We start from the raw sequence: 23,937 nt of genomic DNA on the forward strand, positions 1-23,937 counted from the left end.
CGTGCCTTGATTCACCAGCTCGCCGAAAACTTTCGCCCGGTTTCCGCCCCGCAACTGATCGATGACGCCTATAGCCCTGAACAGCACGCCCGCCTGCTCAAAGTGGTGCGCGACAATGGTCCCTGGCCGCTGATCCTGGCGGAAAACTTCAAGACGCCCGAGGAAGTCATCGCGACCACTTCGGGCTCGATCCCGCCGGGGGTGAAGTTCACCTGGGAGATGATCGGGCTGAACCCGGTGTTCCGCGGCTATCTCGGGCGTGGCGGGGTGTGCCTTTATCCCGAACTCGAAGATTGCTATTACAATCCCCGCTTTCTCGAATTGGTGCGCAAGTACTGGGGGTGCCAGTATGCGGAGCCGGAAACGTTCCTGTTCAACATCCAGGGACCAACACCGATCGGTGGGCCGCCACATCTGGATGGAACAGTGTTTCGCGGCATGACGATGGATAACAACCCGCTGTGGCTGCTGCTGACAATGGCCAAATCCTGCCTGTTTGATCGCTGGCGGTCTAAGAAGGGCCAGGTTTTTGCCTGGTATTATCAGGGCAGGATTGGCGGGGGGTTCAACTGCTGGCCCAATGGACCCAGCGCTGCGCCGTTGCAGATCAACGCGCCGATGTGGGGCAAGGCGGTGGTCGTGGAAAACGAGATGATGTTCCACCATGGCCAGGCGACGGGCCCTGTCGGCCAGCGTACTCCGCAGGGCATGGACATTACCACGACCTTTGGCGCCGACCCGCAGGATGCCACCGGCTGGCAACTGGAAACATTCGGCCAGGTCAACCAGAAGGTCGCTGGCAAGGACATGCGCTTTCTCGTGCATTGGGGTGCGCGGTTGTTCAGCGATATGGCCGACCTGAAGCGTACATACGAACACACCGACGATATCACTGCGGACACCGCCATCGGCATGCTGATCGACAACATGAAAAAGCGCGGTATCGCGTTTGAAGTGCCCACCGACCCGCTGCACGACAATGCCTTTGTCGGAATTGTCGCACAAGCCTACGACATCGGTGGGCCGACCAACATTCCGGCCGATGCAATGGACGAGGTCGCCTGATCATGACGACAGGACGTTCAGTGGTTGCCGCGTGCCTGGCGCTGGCACTGTGGTCTGCGGCTGGGACACCCGCCCAGGCGCAAGCGGGCAGGCCGTTGACGGTCGATTCCACGGTTGGCGAATTGCTCGACAATCCCGCGGCAATGGCCGTGCTCCGCACCGAAGTGCCGATCCTGGTCGGCAACCCGCAGATCAAGGCGGCAGCAGCGTTGCCGTTGCGGGCGCTGGCGCACTATGCACCGACTGTGCTGACCGAGGCGAAGCTGACGGCGATCAACGCCGCGCTCACCCGGGCGCCGGGCGCGGTTTCCAGCGGAAGGGCGGTCGCCGCAGCGACCATGCTTGATCCGCGTGAGGCGTTGACTTTGCGCACTATGCCGCTGTGGGATGGCCCCGCGCCGGGCGCGCTGGGCACGCGGCCGCAGGATGTGCCGACTTTGACCGTGATAACGCCTGGCGAAACGACCTCGTTCGGTACGGCGGTGATCGTGGCGCCTGGCGGAGGGTACCAGGCCTTGGCCAGCAGCCTGGAGGGGCGGCAGGTGGCTGACTGGTTTGCCGCGCACGGCGTGACGGCCTTCGTTCTGACGTATCGCCTGACGCCGTTCGGCTATGGGCATCCAACGCAACTGACCGATGCGAAGCGCGCGATCCGCTGGGTGCGGGCGCATGCCGGCGATTACGGCGTGGATCCGTCGCGGATCGGGATGATCGGGTTTTCGGCGGGTGGCCACTTGACCGCGATGGCCGAAACGCAATTCGATGGCGGCGATGGCAGCGCGGCCGATCCCGTCGAGCGTGTCAGCAGTCGGCCCGATTTTGCGGTCTTGGGGTATGCGGCGATCGCGCTATCGGACAACCGCTGGAATTCGCGTGGTCTGATCGGGCCGAAGACTCCCCCCGCGGCATTGCCTCAGTTGAATCCAGCCGCCCATGTCCGCGCGGATACGCCGCCGACATTCCTGTGGGCGACCACGACTGATGAACTGGTGCCCTCGACCAATGCTACGCTGATGTACGATGCGCTGATTGCGGCCAAAGTGCCCGCCGAACTGCATATCTTTGCCAAAGGGCGGCACGGCATGGGGCTGGGCATGACCGATCCTGCGCTGAGCGTGTGGCCGACGCTGCTGCAGAACTGGCTGGACGGGCTGGGCATGATCGGCGCGCACGTTGGTGTCGGCAAATAGCGCGCCGCACGGTTTTTGCCCGACCCGAACGACCGCAGATATGTCCAGGGCTGGCAGGTTCAGGGCGCTGGCGCTGGTCGAGACATAGACACGCACAAGAATTGGAACAGAAAAATGGCGACTACACGTTTGCGTGCCGTGTTGGCCTTTGCCTTGCTGATAGCCTCTGTCGACGCAAGCTCTGCGCCCGAGCGGGGAGTTGTGCCGCAGATGAAGAGTCGGCTTTTCGTCCTCACCGATATAGGTGCTGACCCTGACGACACACAGTCGCTTATCCGTCTGCTGCTCTATTCCAACGAGATCGACATGGAAGGGCTGGTTGCAGTTACCTCGGTCCATCAGAAGACCCTGCTCGAACCGGACTCGATCCGGCGCGTGCTCCGGCAATATGCCCAGGTTCAAGGCAACCTCTCGCTTCATGACGTGGCCTATCCGACTGCTCATGCGCTGCTGGCGCTCGTCGCGACGGGCCAGCCCGCATATGGCCAGGCGGCCGTTGGTGAGGGAAAGGCCTCCGAAGGATCGCGGCGTATCGTCGCGGCGCTGAAGCGACCGGACACCCGACCATTGTGGATTACTGACTGGGGCGGAGCCAACACGCTCGCCCAAGCTTTGTTCAACATCCGGGAAACCGAATCCCCGGTCGAGGCAAAACGCCTGATATCGAAGCTGCGCGTCTATGCGATCTCCGACCAGGACGACAGCGGAGCCTGGATCAGGAAGGAATTCCCCGAACTGTTCTATATCGTCAGCCCGGGCGGCTATGGCGCAGCCACCTGGATGGGCATGAGCATTTTTGTGGACGGCATGGACAACACGACCGTTTCGAACGGCTGGTTAGCCTCGCACATTCAGCAGGGCCATGGGCCGCTGGGCGCCGCGTACCCCGACGTCGCGTATGGCATGGAAGGGGACACCCCCTCTTTCCTTGCCCTGATCCCAAATGGGCTCAACGTGCCCGAGCGCCCCGATTGGGGCGGCTGGGGTGGTCGATATACTCTCAGAATGCCGCCTCTCAGCGAAACTGACCCAAAAGGATTCAATGGCGGCGTTCCGGTGGTGCCCGAAAGCCGCCCGATCTGGACGAATACTGTCGATACGATAACGCCGATGATCGCAAAGCCGTTTGGACGAGCAACCGGCCCGACCAGCCGAAGCTACACCGGTTTCCGCGAGACGTTGTGGCGTTGGCGTGATGACTTCCAGAACGATTTTGCCGCGCGCATGGATTGGACGGTGACGGATCGAGCACATGCCAATCACCCGCCTATTATCCGACTTGCCCATGGCGACCATCTTGCGGCGCGAGCGGGTGACTTTGTACGGCTCAGCGCTCTGGGTACGAGCGACCCGGACGGCGACAGCTTGAGCTACCACTGGTTTGTGTATCCCGAGGCAGGCACTTGCGCGATGGCGATCCCGTTGTCGAGCGCAGACAATGTTTACCAAACCAGTTTCACCGCTCCGAAAGTCGATCGTGCGTGTGATGCACACTTCATCCTGAGAGTTACCGACAAAGGCACGCCGCCACTAACTCGATATGGCCGCGTGGTCGTTTCAATTACCCCCAAATAGCTGTGCTCCGCACTCGGCGCTTATTCGTAACGACGGTTCAGCCGGGTCCGTTTCGAGGCATCGGCGGATCGCTTCCTCGGTAAAGCCCAGCCCGCGACAGCAAAACCAGACCGCATCGTGGATGATTGTTTCGCGGTCGCCCGCGTAAGGCGAATCCTTGGTCGCAAGTCCGGCGAGTGTATTGGCCATCGTGCCGATATGTTCGGTGAACATCGACGTGTTGCGCGCGTCCAGAACTTTGCCGACGATATCGCCATCGTCATGGGCCTGAATCAGGGCGCGCCTTACCCGCTCGTTCATCATCCGATTGGCGCGGCGATAGATCAGACTGGCAAAGCTGCCATCGCCCGCTACGCTTGCCAGCAACAACCGGAAACCTTCCTTGATTTCCTCTGGTCCTTGCCCGACAGCGACTTCAAAATAGACACGCAAATTTGTGATCAATCCCCGGGCTGTGATCTCCTTCAGTCCGATAATATCGTGGTTTGCGTTCTGTTCCCGGATCGCGCGCCGCAGGACAGCGCGATAGAGCGCCTGTTTGGTCGGGAAATGGCGATAGACCAAAGCCTCCGAAACTTGCGCGGCGCGGGCAATGTCCTGAGTGCGGGTGGCTTCGAAACCAAATTTGGCAAATGCGTGCCGGGCGTGGTCCAGGATCAACGCTTTCCGTTCCGGACCTGAAATTCTTCTGCGGATCATGGGACCAACTTAGGCCGCCAGGTCAGCGTTGTGCAATAGCGCTCCCGCGTTACGATTTTGCAAATACTCGCCGACGAATCAGGCCATGGCCGGTGTGTCCGATTCGCGCATTCCAGTCGTTCGACTTTGTTTCTTGGGCTTTGCGCGAACACATAGCCCGAATTGTCTACGCAATTTGCAACCTGAACGCCCTTATCGGCAGAAATCGAACAGAACCGCACGATTTTTGACTGCCGTGCGACATGCCCGGTTGACGGGCCGCGTATCACTGGTAAGTCTAAACTAACTTACACCTCGAACTATAACAGGGGTGGTCGTTGGGAGTAGACGCATGATCGGCTGGCCGTCGCGCTGGCCGCTTACGGTCGCGCTGCGTGCAGATTGCAGTGCCCGGTCGTTGATGCGAAAAACCGGTGCCCACTCCTCCAATTGCTCTGACCGCAGGTCGAAAAATCGACGCGGCAATTTCATCAAAAGGGGAGGAAAACAATGAAATCCGTTTGTTCCAGACAGGCTCTGTTGCTGTGCTGCAGTGTTGTCGCGCTTGCCATGCCTGCATTGACCCATGCCGCAACACCCGGTGCAACCGGCGCCGCGGTGCCTGCGGCCGGTGATGTGCCGCCCGCGACCGCAACGCAGGTCGATCCTGCCGTCAGCATCAACGAGATCATTGTCACCGCCACGCGCCAGTCGAAACGGTTGCAGGACGTCGCGATGACGGTGAACGTCGCGACGGGCGAACAGCTCGACAAATACAAGATATTCGACATCAAGGATGTGGATCAGCTTGCTCCTGGTCTTGAACTGACCAACACCACGGGCCGCAACAACACCACCACGTTGCGCGGGGTCACATTCGACCCCGACCAGGGAACTGCGCCTGCGGTTCAGGTCTATTTCAACGAAATTCCGACCGACGCGCAGACCGCGTACACTGCGATCTATGACGTGCAGCAAATTGAAGTGCTGCGTGGACCGCAGGGCCTGTTGCGCGGCCTTTCGGCTCCCGCCGGTTCGATTACGATCACGACGCGCCGTCCCAGCTTCGACAAGATCGAAGGCTATGCCGAAGCGACAGCCACCGACCGCGCCGGTTACAATGCCCAACTCGGCGTTTCGATACCGATCAACGACAAGCTGGCCATCCGGTTTGCAGGTCTGCTCGACGGAAACCGCAACAACAACGTCCGGGATATCAACCGCAACGGGCAGCGCTCGCAAAGCCGCACCGAGAGTGAGCGGGTGACGCTCGGCTGGAAACCCACCGACACCGTGACGGCTTATCTGACTTATCAGCATCTCTATGCCGACAATGTCCAGTTTCAGCAGGTCGTCGGCAGCGGGGCCAATCCCTATGGCGTGTATGAAACCGAATTCGGAACGCCGGTGTCGTTTTTGCCGGCGGCGTATGGCGGGCATCCCTTTACTCCGGATACCACGGTCCGATCCGGGCCGCCTTTGAAGGCGTCGGATTATGCAGCGGTCGCTGACGGCGAGTTCCGCAACGTCAACAACACGCATATCGTCAATCTGAATGTCGCAGCCGATCTGGGTCCGGCAACCTTGTCATTCGTCGGTGCGCACCAGTTTTCGAAGCTGACGATCAACCGCGATCTCGATGACACGAATGCTCTGCCGGGCTATGTCGAGTATTCCAATGTCATTACGCCGTATATCGTCAACACCGCGGAAGTGCGTCTGAGTTCGAACAATCGCGAAGGCCTGGGCTGGGGCCTCGGCGCTTTCTACACGAAGCAAACGGGCGTCACGACGGTTGCGCAGGATTCATCGCAATTCTGGTACCCAGTCGCACCCGGCACGCCGGTCAATCTGCCTTATGCCGCAATCGGTGTGCCGCTCGCGGGGTTTACGCCGTTTACATTGTCCAACACGCTGGGCATCGCCACCTTGGTCAATGTGCCCGTGAACACGCAGACGTGGTCGTTCAACGGCAACGTGCGGTACAAGTCCGGCGGCCTGACGATCGAAGGCGGCCTGCGCTATTCGCTGTTGCGGATCGTCCAGACAACCCAACTGACGCTGTCGGGGGCGGTGACCCAGGGCCCCTATGAAATCATCCCGGCGGCATTGCAGAGGAACGATCACAACCCGCTGACCGGCGGCGCGGATATCAGCTATGCATTGATGCCAACGCTCAATGTCTATGCGGCCTATGGTCATTCCTATCGTTCCGGAAGCACCGGAGTGGCTGTTCCGGCCGGCATTTCGAACGACCTGATTCAGACCAAGCCCGAACAGACCGATTCGTTCGAAGTCGGCTTCAAGGGCTCGGCGGTGGATCACCGGATCAATTTCAGCATATCGACGTATTATCAGACGCTAAGCAACTATCTGTCATTGTTTCCCAATATCTATTATGATGCGCCCGCCGCCCAGCCGGCGACCGGCTTCTTTCAGTTCAATTACAACGGCAATGCCAGTATCAAGGGTATTGAAGCTGCCATCGATAATCGCGTGACCAGCAACTGGGACGCGGGCATCAGTGCATCGTACAATCATGCGCGGTACAAGAACGCGTTGCTGCCCTGCAACGATTTTGCCGGGACCGGCACACCGAACCAGAATGGTGCGCCGGCCGTGACAGGTGGGGGCAATGTCAGCTTTTGCCGCTCGAACGGACCGCTGGCCGAAGTGCCGGATTTCAGCTTGACCGCAAACACCGAAATCCGTTTCCCGATGGGGGCATATACACCGTTCGTGCGGGCCCTGTTCACCTATCGCCCGTCGTTCTATTCCGAGCGTGTGCAATATCAGTACCAGGACCGCGAACTGCTCAATCTGTTTGCGGGTGTGCGGATACAAGATAGCCGCTGGGAATTCGATGTGTTTGCGCGCAATCTGCTCAACCAGCAGCGGATTACCAATACGACTCTGGGGCAAGGCACAGTCAACGCTCTGCTCGGTGGAACCTTCAATTCGGGTTATCGCGCGGTCAACGTGATGAACCCGCGCGAATTCGGCGCCACGCTGAAGTTCAAATGGTAATACTTTCGACGCGTTGATCTCTACCGAGCCGCAGCGATCTGTCGCTGCGGCTCTTTTTCAGGCAGAATGTTTGCGATGATCGGTTCGACAAAGAAAACGATCCTTCTGACTGGCGCGACCGGCAACATGGGTTGCGCGACGCTGGCCGAACTGCTGACGCGCAGTGATCGTTTTCGGGTGCGGGCGTTCGTTCGTCCCGAAGAGAAGAACCATCCGGTGGTCAAGCGTCATAGCGGCGCCGCGGGACTGGAATGGGTGTGGGGCGATCTTACCCGGTATGAAGACGTGCTCGCCGGCGTGACCGGAGCCGATCAGGTGTTGCACATCGGCGGGCTTGTCTCGCCGCAGGCCGATCCCTTTCCCGAATTGACCATGAAGGTGAATGTCGGCGGTGCGCGCAACATCGTCGAGGCGATCAAAGCCGCCGGACAGGCGGATGCCACCGCACTGGTCTACATCGGCACTGTGGCCCAGACCGGGCACCGCAACGCGCCGGTCCACTGGGGGCGCACGGGCGACCCGATCAAGATCAGCCGCTACGACCATTATGCGATCAGCAAGACCCAGGCCGAAGCTATCGTCGCGCAATCGGGGCTACGACGCTGGGTCTCGCTGCGCCAGACCGGCATTTTGTATCCGACCTTGTGGAAAACTTTCGACCCGATCATCTTTCACAATCCGTTCAACGGCGTGTTTGAATGGGTCACGGTGGGCGACTCCGCCCGGCTTGCCGCCAATTCCTGTGAAGACGCCGTCCCTGATGGCTTCTGGCGCGATTTCTACAACATCGGAGGAGGCGCGGCGATGCGCCTCGTCAACCACGAATTCGCGCGCCTGACCGGCGAGGCGCTCGGTGTCGCCGATCCATTTTCCAGCTATCGCCCGAACTGGTCGGCGACACGCAATTTTCATGGGCAATGGTATGCGGATTCTGATCGGCTCGAAGCGATGGTCCCGTTCCGACGCGAAACGATGGATGATTTTGCACGCGGGGTCGCCGCGTCCATGCCCGGCGTCATCAAACTGTTGGCGCGACTTTTCCCGGGCGCGGGTCGCAAGCGGATGGAAAAGCTGGCACGCGGCCCTGGCGGTACGCTGAACTGGATCGCCAATGACGACCGCGACCATATCAACGCCTATTTCGGATCGCGTGATGCGTGGGAACGATTGCCGACGCAGTGGCAGGATTTCACGTTCCGCCAGCCCTCTCGCACCGTTTCGCTGCTTGACCACGGGTATGATGCCGCCTTGCCGATCGAAGCGTGCACTACCGCCGATCTCAATTCGGCAGCCGCGTTCAGAGGCGGATCATGTCTTGGCGAACCCCGCGAACCCGACGATCTGACGCCGTTTCGGTGCGCGCTTGGCCATGACTTTGCGATGACGGCGCGGCTTTATCTCAAGGGTGGACACTGGTGTCCGACCTGCATGATCGATCACGCCACATACGATGCCAACGCGGGCCGGAACCCGTTCTTTGCGCAAGTGTGGCCCGACAATGATTGAATTGCGAAGGTTGCCATCGAGTAAGCCGGCAACGCCGCCGAATCTACGCAGCGGGGAAGGCAGGCTGCAAGTCCTCCGGGCCCCAGAACGCCCGCAGCGAAACGATCAGTCCGTCGGCGCGAAAGCGAAAGGCGTCGGCACTGCGGATACGCAGGCGCGGTGATCCTGGCGGGGTGAATTCGACATCGAACACCAGCAGGGCTTCGTCGGCATGGCTGCCACGCAGGGGCGCGACCTGTGTGATGCGCGTTGAATAGGCGACGGTGTTGGCAAACCAGCTTGCGAGTTCGTCACCGGTTTTGATCGCGCTGCCGATTGGATCTTCGATCACGGCTTCGGGTGCGAACAGAGCCAGCACGCCTTCGGCGTCGCCGCTATTGATCCGCGCGACATAGTTATCCATTGCGGCATCCATCACGGCGCGCGCGATCGTCATCGGCTTGGCTGTCCGGGCAGCAGCTTTTGACGCGGGCTCAAAGCTCGACCACCGAAAGGATATGGCTCGCCCGCTCGGGAAAAACGTAATCGAATTCGAAAACCATGCTCTCGCCAAGCGGACCGTTGCGGACCAGATCGGTTTCGACAAACACCTGTACGCCCGCGCTGCCATAAGCATAGCGCTCGGCATTGCCGAACACCGGCGAAGCGTCGAGCTGCGCATCGATTTCGGGATCGCCGCGGCGGGCACGGTTCATGCCGATAGTGAGGCGCCCCATGAACGCGGGGTGATCGGCTTCGAGTTCGCGCAGCGCCACGACGAGCGCCTCGATCTCGCCGAGCGAGGGGACCAGAAAGCCGAAGTGAAAGCTGGCCTCGAAATCCTGCGCCATCATGGCGCGATAGTCCGTGACCGCAGCGTTTTCGTGATCGGTGCCGACGTGCAAAGCGCTATGGATCGCGGCGATCAGGCGGGCTTGCGGTTCGGGCAGGCACGACAGGAAGATAATGCCATCGCCGCGCGCAAAGTGGCTCTTGTTGGCGACAAACCGATAGAAATTGCCATTTGGCAGGGGCAGGACTTGCGTTTCGACCAGGCCCATCAGCCGCAACAGCCGCGCTGCCAGCGGACCATCCTCGGACGTTGCATAGTGCAAGGCCACATGGCCCATCGACAGACTTCTATCGGAAACCGGGCTCGGACGATCGGGGGCCAGCGTTGCCATGTTTATAAACCCTCTCACACACGCAACGGGTGATCCCGGAGCAGCGACTATTGCGGTTCAAGCATAGCGGCGCTCCACAACCGAGAAAGGTCTGGCAAGCATCACGTTGCATAATACGCGCAAAATAAATTTTAAAAATTAACGCACTACTGATTTATGTTCGACGGTTGTCAGTGATATGCGTATTAAATACCCACACTGTCTTATGCCGCCAGGGGATCGGGCAGGTGTCGAGATCGACCGCGCGATGCAAGCTGGACCTGCGTCGCGCGGACATCGATTGACGCGGTTCAGGCGTTGCGCAACCGCGCCAGTTCCTCGCCGGTCAGGACAAGCGCGGCAGAGGCGACACTGTCGCGCACCTGTTCCGGGCTGGAACCGCCAAAGATCGCGATGGTTTGCAACGGCTGGCTGAGCAGATAGGCCAGCACAACCGCGTTGATCGATACGCCGTGGGCAGCAGCGAGGTCTTGCGCGACGGCGAACCGGCGATCGTTGACCGGATTGCCATAGCGTTCGGCCAGCGCGCCAAGATCGGCGCCAGCGGCCCGCTTGGTAAAATAGCCGCCCGATTGCGCCGCATAGGCGATGATCGGCAGGCCCGTGGCGTGCAACGCTTCGTACTCGCCCTCGTAATAGTGCTGATACCCTTGCGCAGCGGCAGCGGCGACTTCGGGTACGGCCAGGCCCCAGAACGTTTCCGAGGCCACAAACCCTGGCTTGCCGAGTGAGGCGGCATAGGCGTTTGCGGCCGCGATGCGCGCGGCCGCCCAGTTCGATGCCGCAAAATGGCGGATGCGCCCCGCTTCGCGATGCGCGATCAGCATGTCGATGATCGGTTCGACCGGCGCTTCGGGATTGTCGGCGTGCAGAAAATAGAGGTCGATCGTCTCGATGCCAAGGTGATCGAGGCTTTGCATCAGATCGGCGGTCACATCCTCGGGCGTGACGCGATTGCGCCAGTCGCCCACGCGCATGTCGAAAAAGCCGCCCTTGGTGGCGATGACGAGATCGCTGCGTTGCCGGGTCTTGAGCCAGCCACCCACGGCGCGTTCGCTGGCACCGACGGGAGCCTCGGAGGACCAGTCGCCATACGAGCGCGCGGTATCGATGAAATTGCCGCCAAGATCGGCAAATGTGTCAAGAATGGCATTCGATTTGCCTTGGTCGAGCAGCCAGCCGAGCATGTTGGTGCCATAGCACAACGGACTGACCGAAAGATCGGTTTGGCCGAGTTTAACATTTGAAAGCATTGAGAAAAATCCTTCACGTGTCGCCGGCGGACAACCATCCTGCCCGCCATTTATGAGTGCCTACTTCATGATGCCGCCATGACTGCAAGCCGGGATGCGATCCGCCGCAGGATGATGACACTCCTCGCGCTCGTCACAGCCTACCACGGCATGAACGGCGGCATCTGGCTGGCCACTCCGGCAAACTGCGGCCTGCGTTTTTCGCAAAAGGCCTGGACGCCTTCCTTGCCGTCGCCGGTGCTGGAATAGAACATCGCGAGCGATTCAACCAGGTGGGCTTCCAGCGGCGCGGCATAGGCGCTGTTGCGCCACACCATCTGCCGGATCAGTCCGATCGAGACCGGGGAACGATCCTTGACCAGCGAAAGCGCAAAGGCGCACGCCTCTTCGACAAGGGTTTCGGGCGCGCAGATTTTGCGCACCAGTCCCTTGTCGAGAGCTTCGACAGCATCGAAAACCTCGGCGCGATAAAACCATTCGAGCGCCTGTTCCATGCCGACAATGCGCGGCAGAAACCATGTCGAACAGGCCTCGGGCGTGATCCCCAGCTTGCCGAACACAAAGCCGAAGCGCGCCTTTTGCGAGGCGAAGCGAAAGTCCATCGGCAACAGCATCGTCGAGCCGATACCCACTGCTGCGCCATTGATTGCGCCGATTATCGGTTTCAGACAGGCCAGCATCGCCAGCGCTACCCGCCCGCCAGTGTCGCGCACGCCGTTGTGGATCACCGGATCATCGAGCTGTTCGCGCATATCTGCCAGCGTCGGGGCGAGACTTTCATTCAGGCCAAACACATTGCCCGGCCGCGACAGGTCCATGCCAGCGCAAAACGCGCGGCCCTCGCCGGTAACGACGACCGCGCGTACCGAGTCGTCGATGCTGGCGCGGCCATAGGCATGAATCAGCTCTTCGCACATCCGGACCGTGAACGCGTTCATCTGGTCTGGCCGGGCCAATGTCAGCATTAGAATGCCGTCCGCATCGACTTCGTAACGCAACGTGTCGTAGGTCATTTCGTTCTCCCCGACCGGCAATCCTGGCCCGGCAGCCTGCAACCATCAGGCAAAGATCGCGGTGCGGACCCAATCCACCGTCGATGCCGGGTCATTCAGCCGTGCCTCGCCCAGCACGGCGGACCAATACCCTTCCGATCCATCGGAAAGGCGCCATTCGTGCAGGCGCCGGGTCAGCAATTGCAAGTCATGGTCGGCGCTGATGCCGATCGCGCCATGCACGGCATGCGCGCTGGCTGCGATCCGGATCGCGGCGGCAGAGGTGGTGATCTTCGCCGTCGCTGCCAGGGTGGCCGGCACCAGCGGCCAGTGCGATGCGCCCAATTGCGCGGCGATCCGGCAGGCCACCATATCCTCCGCCATCACCGCCAGCATCTGCTGCAGCGCCTGTTGACGCCCGATCGGTTTGCCGAACTGTACCCGGTCGTTGGCATATGTTGCAGACATGGCGGTCAGCCGCTCCGCCGCGCCGGCCATCAGCAAGGCCCGCAGCACTGCGGCAATTGGTCGTAATCCGCCTGCCGGACGCTCCAGCACGGGACCTTGCGGATCACCTGACAGCCACCCCGCCAGCGAGCCATGAACTCCGGTGACTTGCGGGTTGAGCGCGGCGATCGGCGACAGTATCAGCGCATCACCGGTATCGACGAGTGCATGATCGGCAAGCAGCACGCCGACCAGCGGTTGCGCCAGCGCGGGTGCCAGCACGATCGGCCCCTCTGGTGCCGAAACGCCCGCCTGCGCCAGCAGCGCCCGCGCAACCATGGTGTCGGCGACTGGCAGAGGCAGGGCATGCGCGCCAAGCGCGCCGATCAGCGGCGCGATTTCGGCCAGCGACAATCCGGCGCCGCCACTGGCTTCGTCGACCAGCGCGTCGAGATAGCCCGATTGCACAATACCTGGCCAAACCGATCCGATGTCTTTGCCAGACTCTAGTGTGCGGATCGCGTCAGAGCTCGCAACATCGTCGAGCATGCGAACAAACGGGTCGAGCAGTTCCATCGCGTCCATGACGTCTCTCATTCGTGTTAACGCAGGCCCATGCCACGCGCGATAATGCCGCGCAGGATTTCGCGCGTGCCGCCGCGCAGCGAAAAGCTGGGCGCAATGTGTGTGACATACAGCAGTGTGCGGTAAAGTTCGGCACTGACCGGCTGGTCGGGATGCGCAGCCAGATCGTCGCCGATCACCGAGGGTAATTCCTGTTCGAAGCCGGTGCCGCGATCCTTGACGATGCTGGCCTCGACCACCGGGCTTTCCCCCGCGGCCAGCCGCGCGGTGCAGGCAATCGACATCGCGCGCAATGTCGCCAATTCGGCGGTCAGGCGTCCGACCAAAGCTGCGCAATCGCGGCGCCTTGCCGCCTGGAGATGACCGACCCACGCATCGAGCAGGACCACGCTTGAATAGATCCGTTCGGGGCCCGAGCGCTCAAACGCCAGTTCAGCCGCGACTTGTTTCCAGCCTTCGCCTTCGCCGCCGATCAGCGCATCGGCGGGCAAGGCGACATTGTCGAAGAACACTTCGGCAAAATGCGCATCGCCGGTCAGGTCGACGATCGGGCGGATCGTCACCCCCGGTGCTTTCAGGTCAATGATGATCTGCGACAGCCCGGCCTGACGATCGGCCACCGTGCCCGAGGTTCGGACCAGCGCGATCATGTAGTCCGAATGCAGCGAATTCGTGGTCCAGATTTTCTGACCATTGACCACCCATCCCGCGTCGGTCCGATCGGCGCGCGTGCGCACGCTGGCAAGGTCGGACCCCGACCCGGGCTCGCTCATGCCGATGCAGAACAGCAATTCGCCGCGACAGATCCGCGGAATATAAAACTGCCGCTGCGCCTCGGTGCCGTACCTCAGGATCAGGGGTGCGCTTTGCCGGTCGGCGATCCAGTGCGCCGCGACCGGTGCGCCTGCACTCAGCAGTTCCTCCACCACCACAAACCGCGCAAACGGGCCCCGCTCGTGGCCGCCATAGGCCTTGGGCAGTGTAAGACCGAGCAACCCTGCGGCACCCAGCGCGCGGCTAAACCCGGGGTCGAACCCCTGCCACGACCGCGCCCGCCGATCGGCCGGGATGCCGGCGAAACAGCGCGCGACCAGGTCGCGCACGATGGGGCGCAAGTCTTCGTCCGCTTGCGGCAAGTGTGCCAGTGTCAGCGTGTCGAACACAATTCCGGCTCCTCAGCGTGTTATCATCTTGCTTTGGTGGCAGGTAGACCTCGCCAGAGGGTATAATCAAATATTCATTTCTCAGTTTGCGATAGTGTATCGATATCGTAAACTGCGCGAGCCGCCGCCACGAAATTGCGGACCAGTGGTCCGGCATCGGCCGCGTGAGCCAAGCCCATTTCGATCGGTATCGGTTGGTCGAGCGCGACGATCCGCACGTGTTCGGTTGCAAAGCGTGCGCTGCGTGCCGGGATCAGCGCGACGCCAAGTCCTGCCTCGACAAGGCTCAGGATCGTTTGCACCTGTACGGCCTCTTGCGCGATACGCGGTGTAAAGCCAGCGCTTTGACAGGCGAGGCGGATTGTGGCGTTCAGCACGCTGACCGGGCTGTAAATGATGAAACGATGCCCTGAGAGTGCCGAAAGTGGCAGCGTTGCATGTCCGGCAAGGGGGTCTTGTGCGGGCAGTGCGACGGCAAGTGCATCGCGCTCGATGACCGCGATCTCGACCAGCGAGCCATCCATCAGCGGCAGCCGGACCAGGCCGAGGTCAAGCCGCCGCGCAGCGATCGCCGCAACGATCTGGACGCTGTTCATTTCGGCCAGCGTCAGTTCGACAAGCGGAAAGGCAGCGCGAAACGGACTGATGATACGCGGCAACAACTGCCCGATGGCCGAACCGATAAAGCCGATGGTCAACCGCCCACTCAGACCGGCCGCGCCTTGTCGAACCGAATCGCGAAAGGCATCAGCGGCTGCAAGTGCCGCGCGCGCCGAGGGCAGGGCGGCTTCGCCCGCGGCGGTCAGGCGTACCCCGCGTGGTTCGCGCACAAACAGCGCGGTGCCGAGGTCCTCTTCGAGCTTGCGGATCGCGACTGTCAACGGTGGCTGGGACATGTGCAACTGTTCCGCTGCGCGATGAAAATTGAGCGTATCGGCCAGCGCCGAAAAATAGCGGAGTTGACGCAAATCCACGGCGTGCATCCTTGATAGTCAATCGATATCGAAATCAGGTAAATCAATATTGGCCTATTACGTCCGATTTTTCTAGCCCGATGCGAGATATAAAGCTGGGAGAGCAGCGCGATGGACGATACCCCCTTTCTGCTGATCGAGCGCGACGGCCCGGTGGTCATCGTCACGCTCAACCGGCCCGATAGCCGCAACGCGATTTCGGAAACTGCGCACAGCGAAGAGATTGCAGCATTCTGCGCCACCATGACGCGCGACCCAACAGTGCGCGCAGTCGTGCTGACAGGTGCGGGCAAGGCGTTTTGTGCGGGCGGAAATGTCAAACACATGCACGATCGCAGCGGCATGTTCGCCGGCGCGCCTTATGCGCTGCGTAACGCCTATCGCACCGGCATCCAGCTCATCCCGGCCGCGCTTTACGAACTCGAGGTCCCGGTCGTTGCTGCGGTCAATGGTCCGGCGATCGGTGCGGGGCTCGATCTTGCCTGCATGTGCGATGTGCGGATCGCATCCGACCGCGCCTTGTTTGCAGAGAGCTTTGTGAAGCTCGGTATCGTTCCGGGCGACGGCGGTGCGTGGTTGCTCCCCCGCGTGATCGGTATGGCGCGCGCCAGCCTGATGACGTTGACCGGCGATACCATCGATGCGGCCAAGGCGTTGGAATACGGGCTCGTCAGCGAAGTCGTCGCGCCCGATCAGGTGGTGAACCGTGCGCTCGAAGTGGCGCACGCGATTGCTGCAAATCCCGGACACGCCACGCGCATGGCCAAGCGTTTGCTGCGCGAAGGGCAGGACATGAAGTTGGCGCCGCTGCTCGAATTGTCGGCGGCCTATCAGGCGCTGGCGCACCATACAGCGGACCATCACGAAGCGGTCGCCGCGTTCCTCGAACGGCGCCCTGCGGCGCTCGGCGACCAATGACCGTGACCGCAGGGGCGTTGGCAGGCCTGCGCGTGCTCGACTTGTCGCGTGTGCTTGCGGGGCCGTGGTGCACGCAGATCCTGGGCGATCTCGGCGCCGAAGTGATCAAGGTCGAACAACCTGGGCAAGGAGATGACACGCGCCGCTGGGGTCCTCCGTTCGTCCCGGATGGCAGTGGCGATTCGGCTTATTATCTGTGCGCCAATCGAAACAAGCACTCGGTTGCGATCAACCTTGCCGATCCTGCCGGGGCTGAACTGGTGCGCAGGCTCGCCGCACAATCGGATATCGTGGTCGAAAATTTTCGGGTGGGCAGCCTTGCACGCTATGGCCTGGACTATGAATCAGTCAGGGCCCTTCGCGCTGACTCCATTTATTGCTCGATCACCGGATTTGGCCAGACCGGGCCGATGCGTTCGACCGGCGGCTATGATTTTCTCGTCCAGGGGATGAGCGGGTTGATGAGCGTGACCGGCCTGCCCGATGGTGTGCCGGGCGCGGGGCCGATGAAGGTCGGGTTGCCGGTTTCCGATCTCCAGACCGGGCTTTATGCCGCTGTGGCGATCCTGGCCGCGCTCAATCACCGGCACGCCACCGGCGAAGGTCAATATATCGACCTTGCCCTGCTCGATACCCAGGTCGCGCTCCTGTCCAACCAAGCATCGAACTGGATGAACGGGGGGATGATCCCGCGCCGGTTGGGCAACCAGCATCCCAACACAGTGCCTTATCAGGATTTTTCCTGCGCCGATGGCAATGTGCTGGTGGCATTGGGTAACGATCGGCAATTCCGCCAGTTCGTAGCTTTGATCGGTCTGCCGCAGCTCGGTACCGACGATCGCTTTGCGAACAGCCCCGGACGAAGCATCAACCGCGATGACCTGATTGCTGCGATGCAAGCGGCAATCGGCACTTGGTTGGCGGGCGACCTGATCGCCGCAATGCAGGCCGCCGGCCTGCCCGGAGGCCGGATCAACACTATTCCCGAAGCACTCGATCTGCCGCAGATCGCCGCCCGCGATCTGGTGCAGGACATGCATCGCAGCGACGGGACACCGGTAAAAGTTCTTGGATTTCCGGCAAAGCTGTCTGCCACGCCCGCCAGATACGGGCGGGCGCCGCCGCGTGCGGGCGCGGACACTCGCGCAGTTCTGATCGACAAGTTCGGGCTCGCTGACAACGAAATTGCAAGCCTGCTGGCCGCGGGCGTGATTGCGGAGACACTATGATGCAAGGGCAGAATTTCATCGCCGGACGCTGGATTGACGGCATCACGCCGTTCACGACGGCCAATCCGTCCGATCTTGACGAAACCGTTGGTCATTACTCCAAACTTGGCGAGAGCGAGGTGCGCGAAGCCATGGCCGCTGCGCGCGCCGCCCAGAAGGGGTGGGCCGCGTGCAACATGCAGGTCCGCGCCGACATCCTGCGAAAGGCCGGCGATATCCTGCTCGCGCGCAGCGAAGAGATCGGCACGCTGTTGTCGCGCGAAGAGGGCAAGACCCGCGCCGAAGGTATCGGCGAAACGATCCGCGCGGCACAGTGTTTTCACTATGCTGCCGGCGACGTGGTGCGGGCGCAGGGCGAATTTTATCATTCGATGCGCGACGGGTTCAATGTGCTGGTCACGCGTGAGCCGGTTGGCGTGGTCGCTGCCATCACACCCTGGAATTTTCCGATCGCGCTGCCGTCGTGGAAAGTCGCCGGCGCACTGGCTTATGGCAACGCGGTCGTGCTCAAACCGAGTTCGTTCGTGCCCGGGTGCGCGGTCATGCTGGCGCAAGTGCTCGAAGCCGCAGGCCTTCCGGCGGGCGTGTTCAATCTGGTAATGGGCGACGGGCGCGCCACCGGCAATATCATGATCGACGAAGCCGACGCGCTGACGTTTACCGGCGGGACTGCGACGGGCCGGCTGGTGCTGGCGCGCGCCGCAGAAACGATGACCAAATGCCAGCTCGAACTGGGCGGCAAGAATGCGCTGGTCGTCCTCGATGACGCCGATCTCGATCTGGCGGTCGACATCGCCAGCAACGGCGCGTGGATCCAGACCGGGCAGCGGTGCACCGGCACCGAGCGGTTGATCGTGACGCGCGGTGTCCATGACGCCTTTGTCGAGCGGATGGCGGGGGTGGCAAAGGCCTATCGCGTGGGCCATGCGCTTGATCCCCAGACCCAGATCGGCCCCGTTGCAAATACACAGCAATTCAACGAAAATCTGAAATTCGTGCTCGATGCGCAGGCCGAAGGCGCGGAGCTTGTCGCGGGCGGTGGCGCGGTTGAGTGCCGCACGCGCGGGCTGTTCATGGCGCCGACGCTGCTGGTCGGCACGCAAGGCGCGTGGCGCTGCAACCAGCACGAATCGTTCGGCCCCATCGCCTCGGTTATCCGGGTCGATGACCTCGACGAGGCGATCGCGGTCGCCAATGCCTGCGCCTACAAGCTGTCGTCCGGGATTGCCACAAGCAGCCTGCGCAATGCCGAACGGTTCCGCCGCGAATCGCTGGCAGGCATGGTCATGATCAATGCGCCAACCGCCGGCCTCGAATATCATGTGCCGCTCGGCGGACGGTCGCCGTCTGGCTATGGCCCGCGCGAAACCGGCGCTGCCACCGCGGAATTCTTCACCGAAAGCAAGACCAGCTACATCAATCACGGCGCGATATAAGCGCCTGCGCGGGAGAGTACGACCATGACCATCACAATCGGCTATATCGGGCTTGGCGCGATGGGCCTGCCGTTGGCCGGCCACCTTGTGCGAAACGGGTATGATGTCATTGCTTGCGACCTCGATCCGTCGCGCGCCGACACCATTGTCGAACTCGGCGGGCGCAAGGCGGCCTCGATTGCGGAAGCGGCACGCGACTGCGATGTGGTCATCACCTGCTTGCCAGCCACAGCCCATGTCGAGGCGGTCGTGCTAGGTCCGGACGGTGCACTGGCTCAGATGGCGCCAGGTACGCTGTTGATGGACATGTCGACGATCGATGCCAATGGCACCGACCGTGTCGCGCGAGCCTGTGCGGCAAAAGGCGTGGCATTTGTCGACAGCCCGATCGGTCGGCTCGTGCTCCACGCCGAACGCGGGGAATCGCTGTTCATGGTCGGCGCTGACAATGCCACCTTTGCCCGGGTCGAGCCGCTGTTGCAGGCGATGGGCAAGGATATCTTGCGGTGCGGCGGGCAGGGCATGGGCAGCCGAATGAAGCTGGTGAACAATTTCCTGCTGTTGACGATTGCCGAAGTCAGCGCCGAAGCGGTCGCGCTGGGCACGCGGTTGGGGCTCGATATCGACACCATTCTCAAGGTGACCGGATCGACCACCGCGCAAAACGGCCAGTTGCACACGCTGATGGTCAACAAAGTGCTCAAGGGCGATACAACGCCCGGGTTCACGATCGATCTGGCGTTCAAGGATATGACCCTGGCCATGACCGCCGCCGCCGAATACCGCATGGGTCTGCCGGTCGGCGCCGCGGCACACGCAGTCTACGGCGGCGCGCGCGCTGTTCCGGAATTTGCAACCAAGGACTATTCCGCGATGCTGGAATGGGCATGCCGCAATGCCGGCATTCCCACTCCGCAAACCGACTGAGCCTTTTGAATCAATCGACGGCAATCTCCCTGGCCAGATCAGGCATCAAGGGCGCGGTTTGTTCGGTCAGGAATTTTACCCGCCCGCCAATGATCTGCGTGCTCATCTCCGGCTGGCTGTGGACCCAGAAGCGATTTTCCGCCATCTGTTCAAGGAACAGGCGGCACCCTTCGTCCAGATCCATACCGTAATCGCGCATCATCGCAAACATGGCGCGGCGATGGCCTTGTGACTGGCCGGGCTCGCCTTCGCCGCCTTCAGCGTTGAAGATATTGGTACGCATCATCCCGGGCACGATCGTGGACACATGGATCGGCAGGTTCTTGAGTTCCATTTCCAGATAAAGACATTCGCTGAACGCCTGCACCGCGTGCTTGGTCACGGTGTAGGCGGTCTGCGCGGGCATCTGGCCAAACGCGCCGACCGACGACAGATTGCCGATCCACGCTTCCTTGCCGCTGGCGATCATGCGCGGAACAAACGCGCGCACACCATGGATCACCCCGTGCAAGTTGATATTCAGCGTCGCTTCCCAGCGGGCTGTCGGGACTTCCCAGGTATAGCCGACCGTTTCGATCCCGGCGTTGTTGATCAACAGGCGCACGGCGTCGTGGCGCGCAAACACAATTTCGGCCAGGCGATCGAGTTCTTCGGGCTGCGACACATCGACAGCGATGGCCTCCGCCTTTCCGCCTTCGGTTACGATCGCATCGACAGTCGTCTGCGCCGTCGCCTCGTTCACGTCCGCCACGACCACCGTCATGCCCAAGACCCCGGCGCGCCGGGCCAGACCGGTGCCAATTCCCGACCCTGCTCCTGTGATGACGGCCACGCCACCTGCAAATACTTCGACGTCACGCGTCATTCGATTGCTCCTCATCATCAACAAAACAGATTATTGGCCAAAAACGGTTTTTAGAAATGCGCCTGCATCCTGCATCACCGCGCGGGCGCCGGGTAAAAATCCAACCCATGAGGCAAAGCCATGGACCATGCCGGCATAGCGCCGCATGGTTACCGGAACGCCCGCATCGCCGAGCTTCGCAGCATAGGCCTCGGCATCGTCACGGGTCGGGTCACATTCAGCCGTGCCGACAAAATGCGGCGGCAGTCCCGCGTGGCTGGCGGCGCGGAATGGTGAAGCCCGATAGTCATCGCGCTCGGCCGGATCGGCCAGGTACTGCTCCCAAAACCACGTGACGTCGTCACCGCGCAGGATCGGCCCATCAACAAATTCGCGCGCCGACGGGGTGTCATCGGATGGATAATTGCACGAGCCATAGATATTAACGACACCGCGCAAGGGCGGCCCGCCCCGGTCGCGCGCCATCAGCGCCAGCGCGCAGGCATAGTTTGCACCCGCACTGTCGCCGGCCACCGCGATGCGTGCGGGATCGCCGTCCAACGAGCGCCCATGCGCAGCAGCCCATTCGAGTGCGGCGTAAGAATCTTCCGGACCCGCCGGGAAACGATGTTCCGGCGCCAGGCGATAGTCGACCGATACGACCAGCGTTTGACCCCAGGCGCAAAGCGCGCGGGCGATCATGTCCTGTGTATCGAGATCGCCAACGACATAGCCGCCGCCATGCATATAGACGGTCATCGGAAACGGACCTTCGCCCATGGGCCAATAGCACCTGATCCCGATGTCCCGATCAGGACCGCTGATCAACCTGTCTTCGGTTCGCGCGACAATGGCATCGGCGGCAGGCGGGATCGCGATCGAACTGTCGCGCACAGACTGGCGCAGCAGATCGAGCGGTACGGCGCGCACCCCGGGCCATTCGGGCATGGCAGCTAGCATTGCGGCTATTTGTGGATCGACGGCCATCGTTGCGGCTCACTCCCGATAGATTTTATTAGTATACACTCACTTTAGCGGGGTGCGGAAGGCCAAGTCAATCCATTGACAGGCCGCGCTGCGGCGGTGAGTAAGCGGTCATGACGAGAAAGCGTATTCCCGGCACCGAACGGCGAACCCAGATAGTGACGGCGGCACGACGGGTTTTTTCCCGGCATGGCTATGATGGGGCCAAGACTCTGCAGATTGCGCGCGAAGCCAACGTGTCCGAAGCGCTGGTCTATCGCCATTTCCCGTCCAAACTGGCGCTTTATCGGGCCGTACTGCGCCAGGTCTTTGCCGATCAGGACGACCGTTGGCGCGAACAGGGTATTCGCGATGAAGGCACGCCAGGCCTGGTGCAAGCGATCCATGGGTTCATCGCAGCATCGGTCGCCGATGCCACCGATCCGGAGAGGCTCGACACCAATCGGATGATGCTCGCCAGCCTTGCCGGTGACGGTTCATACGCCAGCCTTATCTATCGACGGTCGCAGCGACGCAATGGCCAGACCATGGATGCCGCCTATGCCGCTGCGCGGGCCGATGGCGGACTGTCGGGCGAAGCGCTGGACGTGCCGGCGGCCGCGATGTTTCTCGAACATGTCGGCTCGATGATCGCCGCGATCGGCGCATTGCCACCTGCGGCCCAGCCTTATGGTGTCGCTGGTGACGAGCTCGTGCGCCAGGCCACATGGTTCTGCCTGCGCGGGATCGGCATGAGTGATGCAGAGATCCGCAAACATCTTGGCCTGCTGCTACAAACAGCAGGCCAGGAGAGCGCACGGACGGTTATGTGAACGCTTCGTATTCTCGAAACTGAGCGGCGCTTATGACGCAATCGTTCAGTTTGATGACGTCGACCTCAATAGCGTCGACCAATTCGCAAGACGGCCAACAAGCGATCTTCGCGTAAAATCCAGCAGGACTTCGAACACATCCGCAAGCGGCACTAGGGTCACCTCACGAGAGTAGTCTTCGATAGCGCGGATCAAAGCGCCGAACTCTACTGAGTCGGTGATCGCTGCGAAATGCTTTGCTCTTGGCTGGATGAGAGCTCCCAGAAGTAGCTGCGCGGGATCGCGCTCGGCTCTCGTTGTGGCGGCTGCATATCGGAATACGCGACTGGCAAATGAACGCATCCGTTTGGCTGTCTCCAGTCGGCCCCGGCGCTCGTGATGCTTCAATTCGTGCAAGACTTCGGCTGGGGTGATGTCTGCAATTGGCCTGCGGCCGAATTCCGGTCCAAACAATTTCAGTAGCCAAACATATTTTTCCATCGTTCGGGGGGATAATACCAACCCGCGATGAGTTTGACTCACGTGGGGGATTCCCAAATCACGAAAAGTCTGAATCTATGGTTGCCGACTATGGAGGGTCGGGATCATGGGTTCTGCGATCGGTTTACGGGGCGATTATGATGGGACGGCGCTGAGGCGATTGGCGCGGGCATCGAAGAGTGCGAACCAGGCGCGACGGCTTTTGGCACTTGCAGAGATTTATGACGGGGCGAGCCGGACTACGGCGGCGCGGATTGGCGGGGTTGGCTTGCAGATTGTTCGCGACTGGGTTGAACGCTTCAATGATCGCGGCCCCGATGGCTTGCTCGATGGCAAGGCACCCGGTCGGCAATCGTTGCTCAACGATACCCAGCGCCAGGCGCTCGCCCTAATTGTCGAAAGTGGTCCAATCCCGTCGATCCACGGCGTTGTTCGCTGGCGATTGATTGATCTGGTTCAGTGGCTGCACGACGAATTTGCGGTTTCGCTCGATGAGACGACCGTGGGGCGTGAGTTGAAAAGGTTGGGTTGTCAATCGGCGTCCAAACGGGACCCGCTATCGGCGTGCAAAAGGGGACCACTTGGCGGCGTTGCACTTGGGTTGATGCCGGGCGCTGATTTCGCGCTGGGGCTGGCGTAGGGAGGGCGTAGCCCGACCGGAGGCAGCCCCAGCGCGAAGTAAATTTTTA

At 61.5% G+C, this 23,937-nt stretch carries 22 protein-coding genes; 11 read left to right on the forward strand and 11 right to left on the reverse strand.

Annotation, left to right across the window (positions count from 1 at the left end; genetic code table 11):
• The first annotated feature begins 6 nt into the window (after nt 1–6).
• The 3 genes from ACOOE2_RS04350 to ACOOE2_RS04360 all read left to right on the forward strand — a co-directional run bounded on the left by ACOOE2_RS04350 (nt 7) and on the right by ACOOE2_RS04360 (nt 3,830).
• Nucleotides 7–1,065 (forward strand): hypothetical protein, encoded by a 1,059-nt coding sequence (locus ACOOE2_RS04350; protein WP_420381798.1) that lies wholly within the window; start codon nt 7–9, stop codon nt 1,063–1,065.
• A gap of 2 nt (nt 1,066–1,067) precedes the next feature.
• Nucleotides 1,068–2,255, forward strand: a complete 1,188-nt coding sequence (locus ACOOE2_RS04355) for an alpha/beta hydrolase (protein ID WP_420381799.1) — start codon at nt 1,068–1,070, stop codon at nt 2,253–2,255.
• A 114-nt stretch (nt 2,256–2,369) separates the two neighbouring features.
• Nucleotides 2,370–3,830 (forward strand): nucleoside hydrolase-like domain-containing protein, encoded by a 1,461-nt coding sequence (locus ACOOE2_RS04360; protein ID WP_420381800.1) that lies wholly within the window; start codon nt 2,370–2,372, stop codon nt 3,828–3,830.
• Here ACOOE2_RS04360 and ACOOE2_RS04365 read toward each other — a convergent pair.
• Nucleotides 3,813–4,529: a TetR/AcrR family transcriptional regulator gene (locus ACOOE2_RS04365; protein WP_420381801.1), complete on the reverse strand. Its 717-nt coding sequence runs from the start codon at nt 4,527–4,529 to the stop codon at nt 3,813–3,815. The genes ACOOE2_RS04360 and ACOOE2_RS04365 overlap by 18 nt on opposite strands.
• Nucleotides 4,530–5,078: 549 nt before the next feature.
• On the opposite strand from ACOOE2_RS04365, the gene ACOOE2_RS04370 reads away from it, so the two are divergent.
• Both ACOOE2_RS04370 and ACOOE2_RS04375 read left to right on the forward strand, forming a co-directional pair.
• On the forward strand, nt 5,079–7,535 hold the full coding sequence (locus ACOOE2_RS04370) for a TonB-dependent receptor (protein WP_420381802.1): 2,457 nt from the start codon (nt 5,079–5,081) through the stop codon (nt 7,533–7,535).
• A 75-nt stretch (nt 7,536–7,610) separates the two neighbouring features.
• Nucleotides 7,611–9,041 carry an NAD-dependent epimerase/dehydratase family protein gene (locus ACOOE2_RS04375; RefSeq protein WP_420381803.1) on the forward strand — a complete coding sequence of 477 codons (1,431 nt, stop codon included), beginning with the start codon at nt 7,611–7,613 and terminating at the stop codon, nt 9,039–9,041.
• Between the two features lie 43 nt (nt 9,042–9,084).
• Here the strand turns inward: ACOOE2_RS04375 and ACOOE2_RS04380 are convergent, their stop codons facing one another.
• From ACOOE2_RS04380 to ACOOE2_RS04410, 7 genes are all read right to left on the reverse strand, one after another.
• Nucleotides 9,085–9,477, reverse strand: coding sequence for a nuclear transport factor 2 family protein (locus ACOOE2_RS04380; protein WP_420381804.1), 393 nt, complete (start codon nt 9,475–9,477; stop codon nt 9,085–9,087).
• A 37-nt stretch (nt 9,478–9,514) separates the two neighbouring features.
• A complete protein-coding gene (locus tag ACOOE2_RS04385; protein ID WP_420381805.1) occupies nt 9,515–10,204 on the reverse strand; it encodes a hypothetical protein in 690 nt (229 codons plus the stop codon).
• Between the two features lie 290 nt (nt 10,205–10,494).
• Nucleotides 10,495–11,457 carry an aldo/keto reductase gene (locus tag ACOOE2_RS04390; protein WP_420381806.1) on the reverse strand — a complete coding sequence of 321 codons (963 nt, stop codon included), beginning with the start codon at nt 11,455–11,457 and terminating at the stop codon, nt 10,495–10,497.
• Between the two features lie 140 nt (nt 11,458–11,597).
• Nucleotides 11,598–12,470: a crotonase/enoyl-CoA hydratase family protein gene (locus ACOOE2_RS04395; protein WP_420381807.1), complete on the reverse strand. Its 873-nt coding sequence runs from the start codon at nt 12,468–12,470 to the stop codon at nt 11,598–11,600.
• A 45-nt stretch (nt 12,471–12,515) separates the two neighbouring features.
• On the reverse strand, nt 12,516–13,481 hold the full coding sequence (locus ACOOE2_RS04400) for an acyl-CoA dehydrogenase family protein (protein WP_420381808.1): 966 nt from the start codon (nt 13,479–13,481) through the stop codon (nt 12,516–12,518).
• 17 nt (nt 13,482–13,498) lie between these two features.
• Nucleotides 13,499–14,644 carry an acyl-CoA dehydrogenase family protein gene (locus tag ACOOE2_RS04405; RefSeq protein ID WP_420381809.1) on the reverse strand — a complete coding sequence of 382 codons (1,146 nt, stop codon included), beginning with the start codon at nt 14,642–14,644 and terminating at the stop codon, nt 13,499–13,501.
• Nucleotides 14,645–14,718: 74 nt separating this feature from the next.
• Nucleotides 14,719–15,618 carry a LysR substrate-binding domain-containing protein gene (locus ACOOE2_RS04410; protein WP_420381810.1) on the reverse strand — a complete coding sequence of 300 codons (900 nt, stop codon included), beginning with the start codon at nt 15,616–15,618 and terminating at the stop codon, nt 14,719–14,721.
• A gap of 111 nt (nt 15,619–15,729) precedes the next feature.
• Between ACOOE2_RS04410 and ACOOE2_RS04415 the strand changes: the two genes are divergently transcribed.
• From ACOOE2_RS04415 to ACOOE2_RS04430, 4 genes are read left to right on the forward strand one after another with little or no spacing between them, the layout of a single operon-like run.
• The gene (locus ACOOE2_RS04415) at nt 15,730–16,536 is read left to right on the forward strand and encodes a crotonase/enoyl-CoA hydratase family protein (protein WP_420381811.1); all 807 of its coding nucleotides are present in this window, start codon (nt 15,730–15,732) and stop codon (nt 16,534–16,536) included.
• Nucleotides 16,533–17,765, forward strand: coding sequence for a CaiB/BaiF CoA transferase family protein (locus ACOOE2_RS04420; protein ID WP_420381812.1), 1,233 nt, complete (start codon nt 16,533–16,535; stop codon nt 17,763–17,765). The genes ACOOE2_RS04415 and ACOOE2_RS04420 overlap by 4 nt, the downstream gene beginning before the upstream one ends.
• Nucleotides 17,762–19,201, forward strand: a complete 1,440-nt coding sequence (locus ACOOE2_RS04425; protein ID WP_420381813.1) for an aldehyde dehydrogenase family protein — start codon at nt 17,762–17,764, stop codon at nt 19,199–19,201. Before ACOOE2_RS04420 ends, ACOOE2_RS04425 begins: the two co-directional genes overlap by 4 nt.
• A 24-nt stretch (nt 19,202–19,225) precedes the next feature.
• Nucleotides 19,226–20,128: an NAD(P)-dependent oxidoreductase gene (locus tag ACOOE2_RS04430; protein ID WP_420381814.1), complete on the forward strand. Its 903-nt coding sequence runs from the start codon at nt 19,226–19,228 to the stop codon at nt 20,126–20,128.
• A gap of 10 nt (nt 20,129–20,138) precedes the next feature.
• Here the strand turns inward: ACOOE2_RS04430 and ACOOE2_RS04435 are convergent, their stop codons facing one another.
• Both ACOOE2_RS04435 and ACOOE2_RS04440 read right to left on the reverse strand, forming a co-directional pair.
• Complete coding sequence (locus ACOOE2_RS04435; RefSeq protein ID WP_420381815.1) at nt 20,139–20,993, reverse strand: SDR family NAD(P)-dependent oxidoreductase; 855 nt, start codon at nt 20,991–20,993, stop codon at nt 20,139–20,141.
• Nucleotides 20,994–21,023: 30 nt separating this feature from the next.
• Nucleotides 21,024–21,920, reverse strand: coding sequence for an alpha/beta hydrolase (locus tag ACOOE2_RS04440; RefSeq protein WP_420381816.1), 897 nt, complete (start codon nt 21,918–21,920; stop codon nt 21,024–21,026).
• Between the two features lie 149 nt (nt 21,921–22,069).
• On the opposite strand from ACOOE2_RS04440, the gene ACOOE2_RS04445 reads away from it, so the two are divergent.
• Nucleotides 22,070–22,768: a TetR/AcrR family transcriptional regulator gene (locus ACOOE2_RS04445; protein ID WP_420381817.1), complete on the forward strand. Its 699-nt coding sequence runs from the start codon at nt 22,070–22,072 to the stop codon at nt 22,766–22,768.
• A gap of 45 nt (nt 22,769–22,813) precedes the next feature.
• Here ACOOE2_RS04445 and ACOOE2_RS04450 read toward each other — a convergent pair whose 3' ends face one another.
• Nucleotides 22,814–23,290, reverse strand: a complete 477-nt coding sequence (locus ACOOE2_RS04450; RefSeq protein ID WP_420381818.1) for a tyrosine-type recombinase/integrase — start codon at nt 23,288–23,290, stop codon at nt 22,814–22,816.
• Between the two features lie 64 nt (nt 23,291–23,354).
• Here ACOOE2_RS04450 and ACOOE2_RS04455 point away from each other — a divergent pair, with 64 nt between their 5' ends.
• Nucleotides 23,355–23,888 carry a helix-turn-helix domain-containing protein gene (locus tag ACOOE2_RS04455; RefSeq protein WP_420381819.1) on the forward strand — a complete coding sequence of 178 codons (534 nt, stop codon included), beginning with the start codon at nt 23,355–23,357 and terminating at the stop codon, nt 23,886–23,888.
• The last annotated feature ends 49 nt before the right edge of the window (nt 23,889–23,937 follow it).

The organism is Novosphingobium sp., from assembly GCF_965214355.1.
Taxonomy (GTDB): domain Bacteria; phylum Pseudomonadota; class Alphaproteobacteria; order Sphingomonadales; family Sphingomonadaceae; genus Novosphingobium.